This window comes from Pseudomonas sp. PvP100 (assembly GCF_017833055.1).
Lineage (GTDB): Bacteria > Pseudomonadota > Gammaproteobacteria > Pseudomonadales > Pseudomonadaceae > Aquipseudomonas > Aquipseudomonas syringae.
In genome coordinates, this window is sequence record NZ_JAFIBO010000001.1 from 3,065,007 (window position 1) to 3,085,188 (window position 20,182).

Genomic DNA, 20,182 nt, shown 5'->3' on the forward strand with positions numbered 1-20,182 from the left:
ATGAAAAAATTATTGATCGGCGCCGCAATGGCTACGTCCCTGCTGGGCATATCCATGACCGCTCAAGCAACGGAAAACTGCCCTGCTGTCTCGAAGATCGAACAGGTCTCACCCGGTGTATACCGGGCGAGCGGCCATGACGGCGAGTGGACCGGCGTGCTGCAAGGCGTTGTGACAAAGAAAATGCCTGTGCAGTCCTTTGATCTGGCTATCGTTATTCAAGAGGGTGCAGACGCGCCTCAGATGTTGCAGCACTGCACCTACAACATCGGTGGACGCGAGGCGCTGGACATGCGTTTCATCGCTAAAAACAATAAGGATTTCACTATAAAAACTGCAGGCAATGCCTGGAAGAAAGAAGATGGGCCTTTTGGTCTTGTCTATAACGTGTGTGAAAAAACATCACCTGAAAACTGCAAGTTCACTGTCGTTCAGTAACACAAAATAACCTTGTCGCTCTTCAGCGAGCCTGTAATGGCTCGCTGAAGAGTCACTCACGTCAGATCATGCAAATCCTTGCCCAATGCAGGCATGACTTCGAAATGAGAGAACATCACTTCCAGCCCTCCCCGCTCCGGACTGCAGCACATCGGCCCTACGGCATAAGACTTACTCGCGGGAAATGGTGCCAGGCGCAGCAATGGCCAGCGCAGGCCGTCGCTGGAGTGCTGAATGCGCAGCACGCCCTTGGCGACGGTGACTCGCAGCCAGAGGCCGGATGATGAATCATCAAATACACCTGTGGCCCAATCGGATTGTCCGCAGGTTAAAACGCTGCCCAGCATCAGGGCTCCGTCGCTGACTTCAACACCGGTTTTGACCCAGTTGCGCTCGTCAATGCGGACCATCAAGCCCGCCTGATCGTAAAGTGTCTTGAAATCACCCTGCACATGCACTTGCGCAGTGAAATCACCGGTCACCGAAACACCCAGAAAATGACCGGTGTCGCGGCAGAAACCGTAGTGCGTCTGCTGCCAGAAATCGGTTTGCGGGTCTGTGATGACTGTCAAACGCTCGTCCGTCACGCTGCAATGCCGGGGTGGGTTCAGCCAGATGCCTTTGTCGAACATGTCGCCTCCTGTGTGGGGTTGTTGAGGGTGATCGAGGGTTTACTGACCTCATCTACTCCATATGCATGGACACCTTCCCAGTAATCAACATCAACAGACAACACAGATATCTGACCACACCCTAAAACCTCACGCACCCCACCCACCCAGGAAAAACGACATTTCCTACGTCCCAAACCCACGCCCACACCCTTGCCACCCCATCCCCACCACGCTAACCTCCCCGCCGCTCGCTGCAAAATCAGCGGCTGGGTTTGGCGACCCAAAGAAAAGACAAAAATACGCTCCATCGCGAAACAGCAGATCCTGTTGGCCTGCATGTCGCGCTATGGCGGCTGTGCGCGGGAGATCTTCGGGTCTGCCGGGGTTTGTCTTTTTGCCCGGTTCGCCAACCTGCACACAGCTGCCACCCAATGTTTGGCGACAATCCGTGGCGGCTCTCGATAACCAAAAAGAGCGTCACCCATGCAAAATATCGTTCTCAGAAACACCCACACCCCCCATTTCGAAGCCATTCTGTTTCTGCGCCACAGCCGCACCCTGCGCGCCATTTTCACCGAGTCTCAAGCCTGGTTCTGCCTGGCCGACCTTGCCCGTCTGATGGGCAGGCCGCTGGATGAGCGTGCCACGCTCAAGCTCGATGCGGATCAGCGTCGCGAGGTCTGGCTGGAAGCTCATGGCGAGTGCCAGCGGCAGTTGATGATCAGCGAGTCCGGCGTGCTGGCGCTGCTGGTTCATCACTACGTGCCGGAGAACCGCGCGCTGCGTCAGTGGCTGACGCATGAGGTGCTGACGACCTTGCACGATCAACAGAACGTCACGCTCGATAACCCCAGAATGAGCCAGCTGCAATGGCCCGGCACATCGCTGAGCGTGCTGCACTGGCGCAGCGAAACCTGGGTTCGCTTGCGCGACATGCCGAATGTGGTGGCCGAGGCAGCGCCCCGGCCAAAGCGGCCGTTATGGCGCAGGGTGTTGAAGCGCATCAACACAATGCGCACTGCCGCCTGACCGGTACTGCCTGAACCCCGTTGACACCCTTCCCACCAAAAAACATGATGCATCCACCCTAAAAACCGGAACGCACTCATGAGCGACAAGAAAAAGCTTTTGCTGACTGGCGCAAGCCGGGGTATCGGTCATGCCACGGTCAAGCATTTCAATGCCGCTGGCTGGGAGGTGTTTACGGCGTCGCGGCAGAACTGGGTCGCTGACTGCCCCTGGGCTGAAGGTCTGCTCAACCACATTCACCTGGACCTGGAAAACATCGATAGCGTCAGCGAGAGCATGGCGGCGATCAAGGACAAGCTCGGCGGGCGGCTCGATGCGCTGGTCAACAATGCCGGCGTTTCACCGAAGACCGAGGACGGCGGGCGCATGGGTGTGCTGGAGTCGGATTACAGCACCTGGATCAAGGTGTTCAACGTCAATCTGTTCTCCACCGCGCTGCTGGGTCGGGGTTTGTTTGACGAGTTGAAGGCAGCCAAGGGCAGCATCATCAATGTCACCTCAATCGCCGGCTCGAAGGTCCACCCGTTTGCGGGGGTCGCCTACGCCACGTCCAAGGCGGCACTGTCGGCGCTGACCCGGGAAATGGCCTTCGATTTCGGTCCGCACGGGATACGGGTCAATGCCATTGCGCCGGGTGAAATCGATACATCGATTCTGTCGCCCGGCACCGCCGAGATTGTCGAGCGGCTGGTGCCGATGCACCGGCTGGGCAAGCCCGAGGAGGTCGCCTCGCTGATCTACTTCCTGTGTACGGCTGGCGCGTCCTACGTGAACGGTGCGGAGATTCACGTCAACGGCGGCCAGCACGTCTGACTCAACGTGTGCCGGAAACGCTCTCCGGCACGCGTCGCACGCCCAGGCGACTGATCCACACCGACGCCACGATCACCCCGCCGCCGATCAGCAGGCGGGTGAAGTCCTCATGCTGGTTCCAGATCAGCAGATTGATCAACAACCCCAGCGGCACATGCAGGTTATTCATCACCGCCAGTGTGCCGCCGTTGACCATGCACGCGCCTTTATTCCACCAGTACATGCCCAGCGCCGTCGAACACAGGCCGAGAAATAGCAGCACGATCCATTGGGTCGGTGCTTCCGGCAGGTGTTGCGGGTTGCCGAACATCAGGAACGCGGGCAGTACCACGGCCAGTGCGCCGAGGTAGAAATAGCCGAAGCGTCGGTAATGCGGCAGGTCGCTCGGGTAGCGCGCCACCAGATGCTTGTACAGCACCTGCCCGGCGGCGTAGGTAAAGTTGGCCAGTTGCAGGAGCAGGAAGCCGCCGAGGAAGTCGCCGTCCAGGCCATCGTAACGAATCACGCCAGCGCCCAGCACCGCGACCACTGCCGCCAGCAATGCCCAGGGGTTGAAGCGTCGGTTCAGCGCATCTTCGATCAACGTCACGTGCAGCGGCGTGAGGATGGTGAACAGCAGCACTTCCGGCACCGTCAGCACCCTGAAACTCAGGTACAGGCAGACATAGGTCACGCCGAATTGCAGCGCGCCGATCAGCAGCATGCTGCGCATGAAGCGCGGTTCGACCTGACGCCAGCGGGTCAGCGGAATGAATACCAGACCGGCCAGCACCACGCGGACCAGCACCGCGAAATAGCTGTCGACGTGTCCGGCCAGATAGACACCGATCAGGCTGAATGAAAACGCCTGAATCAGTGTGACGAAAAGTAGATAACCCATGCCCGCCCCCCATTTTTGAAGGGCGCGACCATAGCGGTTGCGTCACTCACTGTCCACTCGGCGGCCGCCGCTTTTTGACGCCAACCCGTCGCCGCGCTCCGCGTTACCCGTCACAAATATGACAGTCGCATTATTGACGTACATGTCGTCGGTTTCGACGAAAATATAGCCTATATCGGCAACTTTTCCACAGAAAAAGGTCTTATCATCCCGACGCTGCAATATTGACTCAATTCATCCACATTCGTCGTCGCCTGGAGTAACACCATGATATCCAACACAAAAGACTTCGGAGCACTGGGCGACGGCGTCACTGACGATACGGCAGCCATTCAGGCCGCGATCGACGCAGCCGCTGCGGCAGGCGGCGGTGAAGTGGTGATGGGGGCCGGAACGTACGTCGTGTCCGGTGGCGAGGAGCCTTCGGATGGCTGCCTGATGCTCAAGAGCAACGTCACCCTGTCGGGCGCAGGCATGGGCGAGACGATCATCAAGCTCGCGGATGGCTCGGACACTAAAGTGACCGGCATCGTGCGCTCGGCCTACGGCGAAGAAACCCACGACTTCGGCATGAAGAACCTGACGCTGGACGGTAACCGGGACGCCACCACCGGCAAGGTGGACGGCTGGTTCAACGGTTACATTCCAGGCTCTGATGGCAAGGATTCGAACGTCACCCTCGACAGCGTCGAGATCAAGGATTGCTCGGGCTACGGCTTCGACCCGCACGAGCAGACCGTCAACATGGTGATCAAGAACAGCGTGTCGCATGGCAACGGCCTGGACGGCTTCGTGGCCGATTACCTGAGCGACAGCGTGTTTGAAAACAACGTTGCGTACGACAACGATCGTCACGGCTTCAACGTGGTCACCAGCACCCACGACTTCACCCTGAGCAACAACGTTGCCTATGGCAATGGCAGCACCGGCATCGTGGTGCAGCGTGGCAGCGAGAACATCCCCTCGCCCGCCAACATCACCATCACCGGCGGCGCGGTATATGGCAACGCAGCAGAAGGCGTACTGATCAAGCTGTCCAGCCAGGTTTCGGTCAGCGGCGTGGACATCCACGACAACGGCAACGCCGGCGTGCGCATTTATGGCAGTTCCGGGGTGGATATCTTCGATAACACCCTGAGCAACAACGCGCTGGGTTCAGCGGTTCCGGAAATCATCATTCAGTCCTACGACGACACCACAGGCGTGTCCGGCAAGTTCTTCAGCGGCAGCGACAACCTGATCCGTGGCAACACCATCACCGGCAGTGACAACTCCACCTACGGCATCGCCGAGCGTAACGAAGACGGCACCGACCGCAACAGCATCGTCGGCAACACCATCAGCCACACCAGCAAGGGGCTGACCCTGGTGTACGGCGATGGCAGCTTTGCAGGTGATGCGTTCCCGCTGGTGACCGTCAATGGCACTGAGGGCAACGACGTCATCAACGGTGGCGCGGCCCACGAGCAGATCTTCGGACTGGCGGGCAAGGACACCCTGAACGGCGGTTCGGGTGACGACATTCTGGTCGGCGGTGCCGGGGCCGACAAGCTCACCGGCGGCGCGGGGGCCGACACCTTTCGCTTCGATCAGTTGACCGACAGCTACCGCACGGCTACCACCAGTTCCACCGACCTGGTCACCGACTTCGACATCAGCCAGGACCGCATCGACCTGACCAACCTGGGCTTCACCGGGCTGGGCAGCGGCAAGGGCGGTACGCTGAACATCAGCTACAACGCCACACTGGACCGCACCTACGTCAAATCACTCGACGCCGATGCCAGCGGCAACCGCTTCGAGCTGGGCTTGAGCGGCAACTTGAAAGACACGCTCAATGCCAGCCATTTCATCTTCCAGCATGTCGTGGAAGGCACGGCGGGCGGCGATACCCTCACCGGCACCGACGGCAATGACGTGCTCAACGGCAATGCCGGTACGGACCGCATCGACGGCGGCGCGGGCGCCGACACGATCACTGGCGGAGCCGATGCCGACACCCTGACCGGTGGCGCAGGCGCGGACCTGTTCATCTACAACTCGCGCCTGGACAGCTATCGCAATTACACCGCCAGCGGCACCAAGCAAAGCGATACGATCACCGACTTCAACCCGGCCGAAGACCGTATCGACCTGTCCAGCATCGGCCTGCGCGGCCTGGGCGATGGCAGCGCCAACACCATTTACCTGTCGGTCAATGCCGACGGCAGCAAGACCTACATCAAGACCGATGCGGTCGACAGCACAGGCAATCGCTTCGAGATCGCCTTGCAAGGCAATCTGGCCGACAAACTGAGTGCGTCCAACTTCCTCTTCTCCACCGCAGCCGCCGCCAATCAGGCGCCAGTGCTCAATACGCCGCTGATGGACCAGAACATCACCGAGCTGAAGGCGTTCTCCTACGCCGTGCAGCCCGGCAGCTTCAGCGACCCGGACAGCAACACGCTGACCTACAGCGCCACCCTGGCCGATAACAGCGCCCTGCCCGACTGGTTGAAGTTCGACAGCAAGACCCTGACCTTCAGCGGCACACCGGGAGGCACGGCGTCGGGGCTTTACTCGGTATTGCTGACTGCGAGCGACGCGACCGGTGCTTCGGTGGCCGACAGTTTTGCCATCAATGTGGGCAACGTGACACCGGGGATTCTCACCGGCACCGAGAACGCCGAAGCGCTGTACGGCACCGAAGGCAACGACACGATTCTGGGCCTGGGCGGTGATGACACACTGCGTGGCGATACCGGCGCCGACATCATGAACGGTGGCGCAGGACGCGATACCCTGTACGGTGGCGCCGATGGCGACACGTTCGTCTACAGCACGCTGACCGACAGCTACCGCGATTACGACGCTGGCGGACTGACCGCCACCGACACGATCTATGACTTCACCCCCGGCCAAGACAAGATAGACGTCTCCGCCCTGGGCTTTCTGGGGCTGGGCAACGGCGAAGATCACACGCTGTACATGACCCTCAACGAGACGGGCGACAAGACCTACATCAAGTCCGCCACGGCGGATGCCGACGGCAATCGCTTCGAAATCGCCCTGAGCGGCAACCTGATCGACACCCTGACCGACGCGGACTTCGTCTTTGGCCAGCGCGAGGCGCAGGAGATTCTCTACCTGCCGACGCTGGGCCAGTCCAATGCGCGCCTGCTGCGCATGACTGAAGACGATAACCAGTCCGGCACCTCGGAAATGGTCAAGGACCTGACCCGTTACACCGATTACGACGTGCGCAGCCAGTTCACCGACGCCAACGGTGATGGCATCGACCTCGCCGTAGGCGGCAGCACCGTGGTCGGCTACTCGACCGGTACTCAGGATGAACAGCGTGTTTCCTGGTGGCTGGTCGACACCGATGAGCCGGGCCCTGCGCTGTTGCGCGCCACCGAGTTGCTCAAGTCGCAACTGGCGTCGCTGACCGCCATCGACAAAGTGACCACCGGGATCATCTGGGGTCAGGGCGAAGAAGCCGCTCAGGAAATCGCCCGCGCCACTGACAAGCAGGCGGCGGCCGACCTGTACAAGGCCTCGACCCTGAAAGTGTTCGACTACTTGCACGCGCAGATCGGCGATTTCACCGTGTACATCGCCGAAACCGGGCACTACCAGACCGACGCCGCCAAGGCGCGCGGTTACACCGAAGAAAAGATCAACGCCATTGTCGAAGGCACCGGGTACGTCAGAAGCGTTCAGGAAGCTATTGCCACCGAGCGCGCCGACGTCAAGCTGGCGGTTGACTACACCGACCTGCCCCTGCGTTACGAGGTCAACCCGCTGGTTTACCCCGATGACGTCTGGCACCTGCATGAAGAATCCGCCGAGATCGTCGGCCAGCGTCTGGCCGATTTCATCGCCGATGACCTGGGCTTTCATGGCAACGCCGCTGACAACAACGACCCGGCGGCCATTTTTGAGAGTGGCCAGAACGAAGGCGGCCACATCTTCGGCACCAGTGACGACGACACTCTGGTCGGCAGTTCCGGCAATGACGTGCTGGACGGCGACCAGGGCGCGGACGACATGAGCGGCGGCGATGGCAACGATATCTACGTGGTCGACAACGCCTTCGATACCGTCACCGAAAGCAATGACTCGCCCTCGCAGGTGGACACCGTGGTGTCGTCTGTCAGCTGGACGCTGGGCGCCAACCTGGAAAACCTGGTGCTTACCGGCGTATCTGCCATCAATGGCACCGGCAACGCCGTGAAAAACGTCATCATCGGCAATGCCAGCAACAACATCCTCGACGGCGCTGCAGGTGCCGACATGCTGACCGGCGGCGATGGGTCGGACAGTTATTATGTCGACGATGCCGCCGACCGGGTGGTCGAGACCAATGCCGATGCAAAAGTGGGCGGCGTGGATACGGTGTACAGCTCGCTGGCCAGCTACACGCTGGGGGCCAATCTGGAAAACATCGTCATCAACAGCACCGGGGCCGCCAATGTCACCGGCAATGCTCTGGATAACCTGATTTATGCGGGCGCTGGCGACAACGTCATGGACGGTCGCGACGGCAATGACACCGTGTCGTATCTGTTCGCCACCGCCGGCGTCACCGTTGCGCTGAACACCAGCGCTCAGCAAGCCACCGGCGGTTCGGGCCTAGACACACTGAAGGGCACTGAAAACCTGATCGGCAGCCAGTTTGCCGACACCTTGACCGGCAACAAGAACGCCAACACCCTGAGTGGCGGCGATGGCAATGACACTTTGTCCGGCGGCGCGGGTGACGACGTGCTGATCGGCGGATCAGGCGCGGATACGCTGATCGGCGGCACCGGTGCAGACCACTACGTGTTCAACGGCAGCAGCGATACGGGCCTGGGCGGACTGCGCGACATCATCAATGGCTTCAAGACAGCCGAAGGCGACAAGCTGGACTTCTCCGGCTTCGATGCCCGCCCGCTGACCGATAGCCACGATGCCTTCGTGTTCATCGACAACGCCGCGTTCAGCGCCAACAACAGCGGCGAACTGCGTTTTGCCGATGGCGTGCTGTACGGCAACATCGATGACAACGTCGGCGCGGACTTCGAAATCCAGCTCACGGGCGTGCAGACGCTGCAGGCCGCCGACATCATTGTCTGATCGTCCCAAAGCACATAACTCATAAATAGCCCTGGAAACGGGGCTGCACCCTCAGAATATCTGCAAGAGCGACCGGGGTGAGTGACATCCCCCGCAACCCCGGTCCTACACCAACGCGTTGCGCAAAAACGCGGAGCCTCTGTGCCCCCACCCATAAATTTGTCTTATCCATAAGAGCGCTCTACTCTCAGGCGGGCTGACAGCTGAGCCTGATTCGCAGCTTTATGATGCTGCGATTGAATCGGGATGAGACGTCGAGACTCTTGCCTGCGCCGACCTGCACACGTCGGGTGCGCGGTGCCTCCGGCCCGTTGATGAACACCACCGAACATTTGGCGTCTACTTCACCGTAGTTGTTGACAGTGATTGACCCGGTATCGTGATAAACGTCGTGGGCAACATAATCGATCTTCACGTCCTGGTACTGTTTTTCCACCTCGATGGGGTACGCCAGGGCCGTCACCGGCAACATGACCAGCAGCGCACAACACAGTCGATTCATTCGGCAATCTCCGAGTCGGGATTGTCAGAGTAGAACAATAAGCCCGTATTTAAAGAGGAATTACAGCATGAAAGCGCCCCGCGTGACTCTCGACCAGTGGCGCACATTGCAGGCCGTGGTCGATCACGGTGGTTTTGCTCAGGCCGCCGAAGCGTTGCATCGCTCGCAATCATCGGTGAGTTACACCGTGGCGCGCATGCAGGAGCAACTCGGCGTGCCGTTGTTGCGTATCGACGGGCGCAAGGCGGTGCTGACCGAAGCCGGTGGCGTACTGCTGCGCCGCTCGCGGCAACTGGTCAAGCAGGCCAGCCAACTGGAAGACCTCGCGCACCATATGGAGCAGGGCTGGGAAGCTGAAGTGCGTCTGGTGATCGACGCGGCGTACCCTTCGGCACGTTTGGTCAAGGCGCTGACCGCATTCATGCCACAGAGCCGCGGCTGCCGGGTGCGACTGCGTGAAGAAGTGCTCTCCGGCGTCGAGGAAGTCTTGCTCGAAGGCGTTGCGGACCTGGCCATCAGCGGCTACAGCATTGCCGGGCATCTGGGCACCGAGATGAGCTCGGTCGAGTTCGTCGCCGTCGCGCACCCTGACCACGCCCTGCATCAGGCCAATCGCGAGCTGACCTTTCAAGACCTGGAAAGCCAGTTGCAGGTCGTCATCCGTGATTCGGGCAGGCAGCAACCCAGGGACTTCGGCTGGCTGGGCGCGGAACAGCGCTGGACCGTCGGCAGCCTGGGCACCGCCGCGACCTTCGTCAGCAACGGCCTGGGCTTCGCCTGGCTGCCGCGGCACATGATCGAGCGCGAACTGCGCGAAGGCTTGCTCAAGCCCCTGCGCCTGGACAAGGGTGGCAACCGCAACCCGACCTTCTATCTTTACTCCAGCAAGGACCGGCCGCTGGGCCCGGCCACGCAGATTCTGATCGACCTGATCCGCACCTTCGACACGGCCCCGCTCACACCAGCACTCGGCACGCCGCAAAACGCCTGACCGGAGCAGCCACATGGCACTCTGCGCACAATCAGGCCTGTATGCAGCACTTCAATCGCACGCGGCTGGAATTCATCGCCAGCAACGCAGTCTGAAATCCTGTGCGGTCCATGGACGTGCAGCCTGATCGCCTGAAGTGCTGCAAACCCGCCAATACGCTGGGCAAAAAAAGCCAAACGTGGTTACCTTGCCGGTCACAGTCGATATCTCTCAATGAAGGACGTGTTGCCACATGCTGAAAAAAATCGCTCTCGCCGCCTGCTCCGTGCTGTTCGCCGCCAACCTGATGGCTGCCCCGGATAAAGCCACGCACGTGGTACTCGACACCAGCTTCGGCCAGATTGAAATCGAACTCGCAGACACCAAGGCGCCGGTCAGCACCCAGAATTTTCTGGGCTATGTCGACAGCGGCTTCTACACCAACACCATCTTTCACCGGGTGATTCCGGGCTTCATGGTGCAGGGCGGTGGCTTCACCCCGCAGATGGTTCAGAAGCAGACCAAGGATCCGATCAAGAACGAAGCCCAGAACGGTTTGCATAACGTGCGTGGCACCATTGCCATGGCGCGTACCTCGGACGTGAACTCGGCCACCAGTCAATTCTTCATCAACACCAATGACAATGCCATGCTCGACAACGGCGCGCGCGACTTCGGTTACGCGGTGTTCGGCAAAGTCGTCAAGGGTATGGATGTCGTCGACAACATCGTCAACGCCCGCACCACTACTCAGAAAGGCATGCAAAACGTGCCAATCGACCCGATCCTGATCAAGTCCGCCAAACGCGTCAACTGATCGGGAAACCTGCACCGCATGAAGCCTTGGGCTTCGTGCGGTCCGGACGGGAGAGCCTCCACTTATCAAGGAGAACCCACGTCGCGTGGGTGTGATAGCCAATGCTTTATCGTCGTTTCGAAAAACTGATCGATATCTTCAAAGACGCTCCTACCGCAGCCCCGCCCAATACCGTCTTCGCGTTTTACCTCTACTACCTGCGTCAAGTGTGGCCGACGTTCACTGCGTTGCTGGTGGTCGGCCTGATCGGTGCGTTGATCGAAGTGTCGCTGTTCAGTTACCTGAGCCGCATCATCGACCTGGCGCAAACCACGCCGCCGGAGAATTTCTTCAGCATTCACGCTTCCGAACTGATCTGGATGGTCGTCGTAGCCCTGTTGCTGCGGCCGATTTTCGTCGGCCTGCATGACCTGCTGGTCCACCAGACGATCAGCCCCGGCATGACCAACCTGATTCGCTGGCAGAACCACAGTTACGTGCTCAAGCAGAGCGTCAACTTCTTCCAGAACGACTTCGCCGGGCGTATCGCTCAGCGCATCATGCAGACCGGCAACTCGTTACGTGACTCGGCCGTGCAGTCGGTGGATGCGCTGTGGCATGTGCTGATCTACGCGATCAGCGCAATGGTGCTGTTCGCCGAAGCCGACTGGCGCCTGATGATCCCGCTGGGTACCTGGATCGCGGCGTTCATCCTCTCGCTGATGTATTTCGTGCCGAGGGTCAAGCAGCGCTCGGTGGATTCGTCCGATGCCCGCTCAAGACTGATGGGCCGCATCGTCGACGGCTACACCAACATCACCACGCTCAAGCTGTTCGCCCACACCAACCACGAGCAGCAGTACGCTCGCGAAGCGATGCGCGATCAAACCGAAAAAAGTCAGCTGGCTGGCCGCGTGGTCACCTCGATGGACACCACCATCACCACCATGAACGGCGTACTGATCGTCGCGACCACCGGTCTGGCCCTTTGGCTGTGGACCCAGTCGATGATCTCGGTGGGTGCGATCGCACTGGCCACCGGTCTGGTCATCCGCATCGTCAACATGTCCGGCTGGATCATGTGGGTGGTCAACGGCATCTTCGAGAACATCGGCACCGTGCAGGACGGCCTGGAAAGTATCTCGCAGCCCGTCACCGTCAATGACAAACCCGGCGCCCTGCCGCTGAAGATCGAAAACGGCGGCGTCCGGTTCGACGGCGTCGATTTCCATTACGGCAATGGCAACGGGATCATTCACAACCTCAACCTGGACATCAGACCGGGTGAGAAGATCGGCCTGATCGGACCTTCCGGCGCGGGCAAGTCGACACTGGTCAACCTGCTGTTGCGCATGTACGACGTGCAAGGCGGGAGGATCCTCATCGACGGCCAGGATATTTCCGAAATCACCCAGGAAAGCCTGCGCGCGCAGATCGGCATGATCACCCAGGACACCTCGCTGCTGCACCGCTCGATTCGCGAGAACCTGCTGTATGGCAATCCGCACGCAACTGATGAACAGCTATGGGATTCGATTCACAAGGCGCGCGCCGACGAGTTCATCCCACTGCTCTCGGACTCCGAAGGTCGCACCGGCTTCGACGCCCATGTCGGTGAGCGCGGCGTCAAGCTGTCCGGCGGTCAACGCCAGCGTATCGCGATCACCCGCGTGCTGCTCAAGGACGCGCCGATCCTGATCATGGACGAAGCCACCTCGGCACTCGACTCGGAAGTCGAAGCAGCGATTCAGGAGAGCCTGGAGACGTTGATGCAGGGCAAGACCGTGATCGCCATCGCGCACCGCCTGTCGACCATCGCGCGCATGGATCGCCTGGTGGTTCTGGAGAAAGGCCAGATCGCCGAAACCGGCACGCACAGCGAACTGCTGGCGCATGGCGGGCTGTATGCACGGTTGTGGCAGCATCAGACCGGTGGGTTTGTAGGCGTGGATTGATAGGGCGAGGCTGCCGGCCTCTTCGCGAGCAAGCTCGCTCCCACAAGATCTTCACAAGCCACAAAATCTTCAGGGGCAGTGATCTCCCCGCTACCCCGCCTGCCGGTCAGGTGTACACAGCAGTTGTGTGAGCTTGCTCGCGAAGAGGCCCGTGCAGTCGCTGAATGTCTTCTGGGTAGCTGCTCACCTGTCGGTCAGGTGTACACCGAACTTGTGGGAGCGAGCTTGCTCGCGAAGAGGTCAGTGCAGTCGCTGAATGTCTTCTGGATAGCTGCTCACCTATCGGTCAGGTGTACACCGAACTTGTGGGAGCGAGCTTGCTCGCGAAGAGGCCCGTGCAGTCGCTGAATGTCTTCTGGGTAGCTGCTCACCTGTCGGTCGGGTGTACACCGAACTTGTGGGAGCGAGCTTGCTCGCGAAGGTGCCAGTGCTGTCGCTGGATGTCTTCTGGATAGCTACTCACCTGTCGGTCAGGTGTACACCGAACTTGTGGGAGCGAGCTTGCTCGCGAAGAGGCCCGTGCAGTCGCTGAATATCTTCTGGATAGCTGCTCACCTGTCGGTCAGGTGTACACAGAAGTTGTGTGAGCTTGCTCACGAAGGTGCCAGTGCTGTCGCTGGATGTCTTCTGGATAGCTGCTCACCTGCCGGTCAGGTGTACACCGCACTTGTGGGAGCGAGCTTGCTCGCGAAGAGGCCAGTGCAGTCGCTGGATGTCTTCTGGATGGCTGCTCACCTGTCGGTCAGGTGTACACCGCACTTGTGGGAGCGAGCTTGCTCGCGAAGAGGCCCGTGCAGTCGCTGAATATCTTCTGGATAGCCGCTCATCTGTCGGTCAGGTGTACACCGAACTTGTGGGAGCGAGCTTGCTCGCGAAGAGGTCAGTGCAGTCGCTGGATGTCTTCTGGTAGCTACTCACCTGTCGGTCAGGTGTACACCGAACTTGTGGGAGCGAGCTTGCTCGCGAAGAGGTCAGTGCAGTCGCTGAATATCTTCTGGCCGGTTACTCCGCCTGCCGATACGGCAGCGCGCTGCGCGCATCCTCGGCATAGGCCATTACGCCGACGCGCTCCTGCTCCAGAAACTCGCTGACCGCGTCTTTCAGGCCTGGGTGCATCAGGTAATGCCACGAACGGGTGATCTGCGGTTCGAAGCCGCGGATCAGTTTGTGTTCGCCCTGCGCACCGGCGTCGAAGCGTTGCAGGCCGTGGGCGATGGCGTAGTCCATACCCTGGTAAAAACAGGTTTCGAAATGCAGCCGGTCGAACTCGGCCAGGCAGCCCCAGTAACGCCCATAGAAACTGTCGTCACCGATCAGGCTGAAAGCCATCGCCACAGGCCGTGAGCCCTGCAGCGCGATGACCACACGGATCGATTCGGGCATGCGCTCGGCCAGCAGGCTGAAGAACTCACGCGTCAGGTAAGGCGCCTGCCCGCGCACCTCGTAGGTATTGGAGTAGCACGCATACACGAAGTCCCACAGCACTTCGCTCATCTGCGCGCCTTCGAGCCATTCGAACTCGATGCCCTGCCCGGCCACCTGTTCACGCTCCTTGCGCATCTGTTTGCGCTTGCGCGAACTCAATGCGTCGAGAAAATCCTGGAAATCGCGGTAGCCGCGATTCTGCCAATGAAACTGGCAACCAATCCGTTGCAACCAGCCCGGTTGGGTTTCAAGCAGGGCATCGGCCGCCGGATCGGTAAAGTTCACGTGCGCGCTCGACAGCCCCTCACGTTGCAGGTACGCCGGCAGCTCGCCGAGCAACTCGATGCCACCCTGAGGCGTCGCGGACAGAATCCTCGAACCGCCAACCGGGCTGAAAGGCACGGCGACCAGCAGCTTGGGGTAGTAGGCGATGCCCGCGCGACGGCAGGCGTCTGCCCAGGCGTGATCGAACACGTACTCGCCATACGAATGCCACTTTCGGTAGGCCGGCAACGCCGCCACCAACTGATCGTTTTCGTAGTGCAGCACATGTTCGGCACGCCAGCCTGATCGTGGGCCGAGGCTGCCGCTGTCCTCCAGCGAGCTGAGAAACGCATGCCGCAGGAATGGCTGATTGCCAGGGACCAGCGCATCCCATTGGGCAGGCGTGACGGTGGCGAGGCTGTCGATTACGTGAACAGGCATGCAGGTTCCCCGATAGGCAGACAGGGTGAAGAATATCCCTTATTGAGCCGTGATGTTCACCGCCTCCGCAATCTGCCTGGAAAGAGTGACCGCGAATTCGTTGATCGCTCGCTCACGCTCACGGGAGATCACGCCAATCTGCTCGAGGTACTGCTGATCGGATTGCTCGTCAGGCGGCAACTCATCCAGGGCCACCAGGCGCTGATTGAAAGGCTGCTTGACCGGCTCGAACTCCGGGGCGTAACGAATTTCCAGATAACTCATCCAGAACTCCCGGGCAATCATCGACTGAAAAAACTCAGGGGTGGTTTCGCGATCAATGATTTCGTTGTACGCCGTCTGTAAATCCGCTTCGCTCACCCTGGCAATAGCGCGGAACCACATGGTTCGCGGCTGGCCCGGCAGTTCAAGCCGCGCCTGCAGACCGACGCGATAGGCCAGGCGTACTTCGGCCTCATCGACGCTCTCGCCGCTCGCCTGGCGAAACGCAATCTCGCGCAGGGCAATTTTCTCCACCTGGTCCAGACGGTCCAGACTGCGGGTCATCCTGAACAGCTTGCGTGGCTGCGCAGACGCCGGCGTGGATGACATGATCGAGAAGATCTGGACGCGCACTTCCATGTCGCCAAACACCAATGCCAGTCCATCGCCACACGTCTGCGGGTGCGCAGCAACATCGAAGAGCTGGGCACGCAGCTCGGCGTTTACCGACGCCGATTCGATCATCGACCAGACCCGCGCAATCAGCTCATCGCGGTTACTTGAAAAGTCGGCCGAGTGTGTCAGATCGCTTAGCATCTGAAAAAAATCCGTGGAGCCGGCACAAGCGCGCAGGTCTTGCCACAGCCTTGTGCGGGTATTGGCCTGCTCACGATTCAGGCCTAAAAGCCACGGCGCACTGTCAGGCACGGCCTCAACCGGATTGACACTCTGGCTGACACCCCATCGCGGTCGCAGCCTTCCCTCGCGAAACAGCCTGATGCGCTCCAGCGTGGGTGAATTCAACGGATTGCCGTTCAGATGCAAGTGCAGGCGCGAGGAACTGAGGGAGCGCTCGATGTTATCGAGCTCATCGATGGATATTTCCGAGATGCGATTGTCACGCACATCAATACGAATCAGCTCAGACCGAAGCCAGTTCCATGCCGGCAATCTGCTAATGCCGGAGCCGCGCAGAAACAACAGGCGCAGGGAGTTCAGTGCATTGATGGGGACGTCCTCGCCGAGCGAGCAAAAATTGAGGTCCAGAATTTCCAGGCGGTTCAGGTTCTGCAACGTCGCGTTGGCGGACTCTGTCCAGATCAGCGGATTGTGGCTGATGGACAGCTCTGCAAGCTGAGGCATTTGCCCTATCGAAGTCGGCAAGGATCGCAGGTCATTGAAGTCCAGGCTCAGTGAACGCAGTCTATTGAAGTTTTTCAGTAATGCATCCGCTTGTGGATCGGTAAGCTGCATGGCGCGGGCTTTCAGCACCGCCACATGGTCGAAGTTGGCCGTGATATCCGGTAGTTGTCCGATACGCAGATTATCCAGATCGAGCGCGTACCCCAAGAAGTCGCCTTGAAAGTTTCGGCACTGAACGCTCAAGCGTTTCCAGCAGTCGTGAATGCGCGTCGCGGCAACCTCCCTCGGCCGGCGCATCGAAGAAAAGGGCGTTTCCGCGACCCAAGTGTCCAGGGTAACCTGGAGCGTTCGCAGTTCATCGGCGAGGCTGCTCAGTCTTTGCCGGACGAAAGTCGACAACTCCCTCGCCAGTCCGGTGTGTTCGGCGCGCAACGCGTTCAGGAAACCGGACACCTCTGCATCGGAAAAATCAGGGTATAAGCTTTTTACCGCAAGCTCCGGCGAGTACCTGGACGCGCCGATGCCCAGACGACGAAAGAAACGTCGCAACCGTCCACTCAGGGGGTAGCCAATACGGCCATGGGGCAAGCGTTGCGGCCATTTGATACCCGGCTTGATCAGTTGTAATTGCAGAACGGCAGCCATGCGCTCGCGTCGTTCGACTGCCGTATTGCGCAACAGGCTGCGCAGTTGCAGCTCATCCGCATCGGCGGGCAGCTGGACGTCGAGCCGCACTTGCTCAGGAAGCGCCAGCAACAACGCCCTGAAAAACTGCTGATCCACTTCACCGAGCGACTCGCCCGACGGCTCAAAGCACTGAACACCCTGCTCGGTATTGACCAGCAGCCGGTGCGATGAGGCCTGATCGCTGTCGAGACTGGCTATTTCGTCGCCCTCCAGCGAATCCTTCAACAGATCGATCGAAACATCACCCCGCCAGCCTGGCACGTACTGCAGCATGCCCAGCCCCGCTGCCCGGGTGTCCGGATTATCGGTTACCGCCCGATAGAAGCCTTCGTTGGCGCGGTTTATCCGCAGTTGCTGCTGATACTCGCGGGCATGCTCGGCAAGCCCTAGAGGAATGCGCTTTTCAGTGGTCATTCGCGCTTTGTCTGCATCGCTCGCCATGCCGATGAGTTCGAGCGCCACGCTGCTCGGCAGGCTTTCGAAGTCGCGCTGTAGCAGCTGGACATGCGGGTCGTCGCTGCGACCTTTGAGCGCCTGCACGTCATCTAGCAGGCGCCCGATGTGCGTCTGGGCGTAATCGGCCAGATAGCGTTTGAGGCCACGCAGTTGAACGGCCCTGTCGGCACTGTCGCTTCCGCTCAGACGAGCGGCTTCATCGGCGGACAGATTTTCCAGCAATTGACCCAGCACCTCAGTGAGCTGCCCGGTCGGCCCTGTGACATGGGACGACAGCGTCATCTGCGATCCCGCGTTCCACGCTTCCAGCAGCGCGCCTTGGGCGTCGATCAGTAGCAGGCCGCGGGCCTCATGCCAGCGCGGTGATGACACCAGCAGTTTCAGCCACGGTTCAAGATGAGAAACATGGACATCAGCCACGTCGGCGGCCTGAAGAGCGTCGATGCAGGCGTGCAACTGCCGTTCTGTTTCAACGCGCTGAATGGCGTCCTTCAGCAAGGCCGGAGGCTGGAGGTTCTCGACATGGACCTGGCGCAACAACGCCTCTTGGGTGCCGGTGATGCGCAGGACTTTATGAATGTCTTCTTCCAGGAACGCATGATACGTCGGGTTCAGGCGTCTGAAAGCCGTTACCTCGTCCCAACCCATGGGGTTTTCCCATTCATGGCGCCAGGCACCGGCACCGTTGTGCTTGAGCCTTGGCGCGTACGAACGCTCATTCACCGGATGCCTGACGCGCCATTGGGTGCCGTCTGCATCGGACTCGACGCGATACAGTTTGCCGTCCAGTGGCAACCAGGTCTTGCCCTCGTGCTCATAAAGCCCAAGGGCGTTGCTGCTCAGGTTGTCGGGCAACGAAACCGTATGCGCATAGGCATCAATGCTCGGCTTGCCGAGACGTACGGCCCCGTCGACACGCCGTTGCACCAGGCTTTCGATGAACATCGAGGGTTGCAGCCCGTTCACCGCAGCCACGACGCCGCCTGCCACCAGCATCTGTGCAACGTTTTCGCCGATGTCGTAGACATGTTGCATGGCGTCTTCGACTTCATCGTGCTTCCAGTCTTCGTAAGCAACGAACGCTTCGCTGGCGAGCTGATAGAGGGCGACCACGGACATGACTTCACCCAGCACCGGCACAAAGAACCCGGCCACGTTGAGCAGGTTCATACCATTGTTTTCAAGGCTTTCGATCAGTGCATCGTGAGCCTGCTGGTCCACCTGAGCGGAAGGCACCGCGATAGCCTTTGAGTCGTCATAGGTTTTGGCCAGTAAATGGTCGTATAGCTGCGCGAATGGCGGCTTCGAGAATGGCTGTGCCTGCACGACCAGGTCGGCATCGGGGTTCAGCTTGCGATCCCTGGCCGGATACAGCCGCGCGTCCAGTTTGGTAAAAAATGCCGAAGACTGGCCGAGGCTGACGAAACGGCTGAAGTAGCGTCGATAGTGTTCGCTGCCCAACGCCGTCACCAGCCAGGCGTTGAAGGCCCGCAACGATGCGAACTGCTTGATCGGATGCGAGGGCTCGGAAGGCAGGTAGACCAGACAAGGACCGTCATCGGGCCTGGCGCCATCCTGCTGTATCAGCAAAGCACCCTGTAACAGCGAGCCGGGGAACGTGTAGGTGTCGAGCATGTGCAGCTGGCAGTAACGCACGCCCTTGCCATCCCATCGCGGCTGGTCAACGGACTTCACCATGTCCAGCAGGGTCTGGTACGCCGCTTCAGTGATATCGCCTTTCATCACAGCGATATGCGCAAGCACCTCGACGGCGGCACGCTCGCTGTCCATGAATGCGCTGGCAACCGCTTGCGCAGCCGGGCCTGGCGGTTTGAACACGCTGTCCAGATGGGTCTGATACTGGCGGCCCAGATCCAGCTCATGGCAAAAATCAGCGAACTGTTCGAGATCGATCGCCTGACGGTCCCGGTATTCCACCTTGTAGCGGCGCTGGGCGCTGTCGATCAGCCAGTAGCGCAGGCCACCTGCGCGCAAGATTGCAGAGTAGGGATCGAAGCGGCTTCTGTTGCTCGGAGCGAAGTTCTGCAAGGCCGCCTGGAGCAGAGTCTGCTCGAGCGGGACCGGGTTCCAGGTGCTGTCGTAGCGCCAGGTCATCAGTTGAAAGCCTTCAACGTCGAGGTCGAGCTTGAAACGTTCGACAAACGCTTTCGACAGCAAGGGCGCTGCAAACTGCTGCGCCGATAACAGCCGGTTGCGCATTGGTTCCAGCGCCTGCGCGCAACGGCGTGCGCTTTGCTGGCTGGCGTGCAGCGCCTGGCGCAGTGCCGTAGGCGCGCCCACATACCAGTCTGGCAAGTTGAGCCTGATGAATTCGGTGTTGGCGTGCTCCGCTTCGAACGGCGCCGCGTCCTGCGGTGGAGGCGTTACAGAGGCGTGTGCAACGGACGATTCTATTGTTTCAAAGGGGTTGTATCTGAGGGTGAACATGGTCGATACCGCTAATGGCT

At 60.0% G+C, this 20,182-nt stretch carries 12 protein-coding genes; 7 read left to right on the forward strand and 5 right to left on the reverse strand.

Going from position 1 to position 20,182, the window contains the following annotated elements; translation table 11 throughout:
* Entirely contained in the window at positions 1 to 438 is a 438-nt protein-coding gene (locus JOE39_RS13015) for a DUF3757 domain-containing protein (RefSeq protein ID WP_210077277.1), read from the forward strand.
* A gap of 56 nt (positions 439 to 494) precedes the next feature.
* Here JOE39_RS13015 and JOE39_RS13020 read toward each other — a convergent pair whose 3' ends face one another.
* Complete coding sequence (locus JOE39_RS13020; RefSeq protein WP_198706130.1) at positions 495 to 1,070, reverse strand: DUF1349 domain-containing protein; 576 nt, start codon at positions 1,068 to 1,070, stop codon at positions 495 to 497.
* A 465-nt stretch (positions 1,071 to 1,535) separates the two neighbouring features.
* Here JOE39_RS13020 and JOE39_RS13025 point away from each other — a divergent pair, with 465 nt between their 5' ends.
* A complete protein-coding gene (locus JOE39_RS13025) occupies positions 1,536 to 2,081 on the forward strand; it encodes a Bro-N domain-containing protein (RefSeq protein ID WP_210077276.1) in 546 nt (181 codons plus the stop codon).
* A gap of 78 nt (positions 2,082 to 2,159) precedes the next feature.
* Positions 2,160 to 2,894 carry an SDR family oxidoreductase gene (locus JOE39_RS13030; protein ID WP_003314465.1) on the forward strand — a complete coding sequence of 245 codons (735 nt, stop codon included), beginning with the start codon at positions 2,160 to 2,162 and terminating at the stop codon, positions 2,892 to 2,894.
* A gap of 1 nt (position 2,895) precedes the next feature.
* Here the strand turns inward: JOE39_RS13030 and JOE39_RS13035 are convergent, their stop codons facing one another.
* The gene (locus JOE39_RS13035) at positions 2,896 to 3,774 is read right to left on the reverse strand and encodes a carboxylate/amino acid/amine transporter (RefSeq protein ID WP_003418418.1); all 879 of its coding nucleotides are present in this window, start codon (positions 3,772 to 3,774) and stop codon (positions 2,896 to 2,898) included.
* 267 nt (positions 3,775 to 4,041) lie between these two features.
* Between JOE39_RS13035 and JOE39_RS13040 the strand changes: the two genes are divergently transcribed.
* Complete coding sequence (locus JOE39_RS13040; RefSeq protein ID WP_210077274.1) at positions 4,042 to 8,874, forward strand: glycosyl hydrolase family 28-related protein; 4,833 nt, start codon at positions 4,042 to 4,044, stop codon at positions 8,872 to 8,874.
* Positions 8,875 to 9,061: 187 nt separating this feature from the next.
* Here JOE39_RS13040 and JOE39_RS13045 read toward each other — a convergent pair whose 3' ends face one another.
* The gene (locus JOE39_RS13045) at positions 9,062 to 9,376 is read right to left on the reverse strand and encodes a hypothetical protein (RefSeq protein ID WP_003314461.1); all 315 of its coding nucleotides are present in this window, start codon (positions 9,374 to 9,376) and stop codon (positions 9,062 to 9,064) included.
* 67 nt (positions 9,377 to 9,443) lie between these two features.
* Here JOE39_RS13045 and JOE39_RS13050 point away from each other — a divergent pair, with 67 nt between their 5' ends.
* The 3 genes from JOE39_RS13050 (at position 9,444) to JOE39_RS13060 (ending at position 13,097) form a co-directional block, all read left to right on the forward strand.
* Positions 9,444 to 10,367 (forward strand): LysR family transcriptional regulator, encoded by a 924-nt coding sequence (locus JOE39_RS13050; RefSeq protein ID WP_004416516.1) that lies wholly within the window; start codon positions 9,444 to 9,446, stop codon positions 10,365 to 10,367.
* A gap of 232 nt (positions 10,368 to 10,599) precedes the next feature.
* The gene (locus JOE39_RS13055; protein ID WP_003314459.1) at positions 10,600 to 11,163 is read left to right on the forward strand and encodes a peptidylprolyl isomerase; all 564 of its coding nucleotides are present in this window, start codon (positions 10,600 to 10,602) and stop codon (positions 11,161 to 11,163) included.
* Positions 11,164 to 11,264: 101 nt separating this feature from the next.
* Positions 11,265 to 13,097, forward strand: coding sequence for an ABC transporter ATP-binding protein (locus JOE39_RS13060; RefSeq protein ID WP_016568773.1), 1,833 nt, complete (start codon positions 11,265 to 11,267; stop codon positions 13,095 to 13,097).
* 1,002 nt (positions 13,098 to 14,099) lie between these two features.
* On the opposite strand, the gene JOE39_RS13065 is transcribed toward JOE39_RS13060, so the two are convergent.
* Together JOE39_RS13065 and JOE39_RS13070 are read right to left on the reverse strand one after the other, a co-directional pair.
* On the reverse strand, positions 14,100 to 15,227 hold the full coding sequence (locus JOE39_RS13065; protein WP_016568774.1) for a GNAT family N-acetyltransferase: 1,128 nt from the start codon (positions 15,225 to 15,227) through the stop codon (positions 14,100 to 14,102).
* Between the two features lie 39 nt (positions 15,228 to 15,266).
* Positions 15,267 to 20,162, reverse strand: coding sequence for an NEL-type E3 ubiquitin ligase domain-containing protein (locus tag JOE39_RS13070; protein ID WP_209995869.1), 4,896 nt, complete (start codon positions 20,160 to 20,162; stop codon positions 15,267 to 15,269).
* Between the last annotated feature and the right edge of the window lie 20 nt (positions 20,163 to 20,182).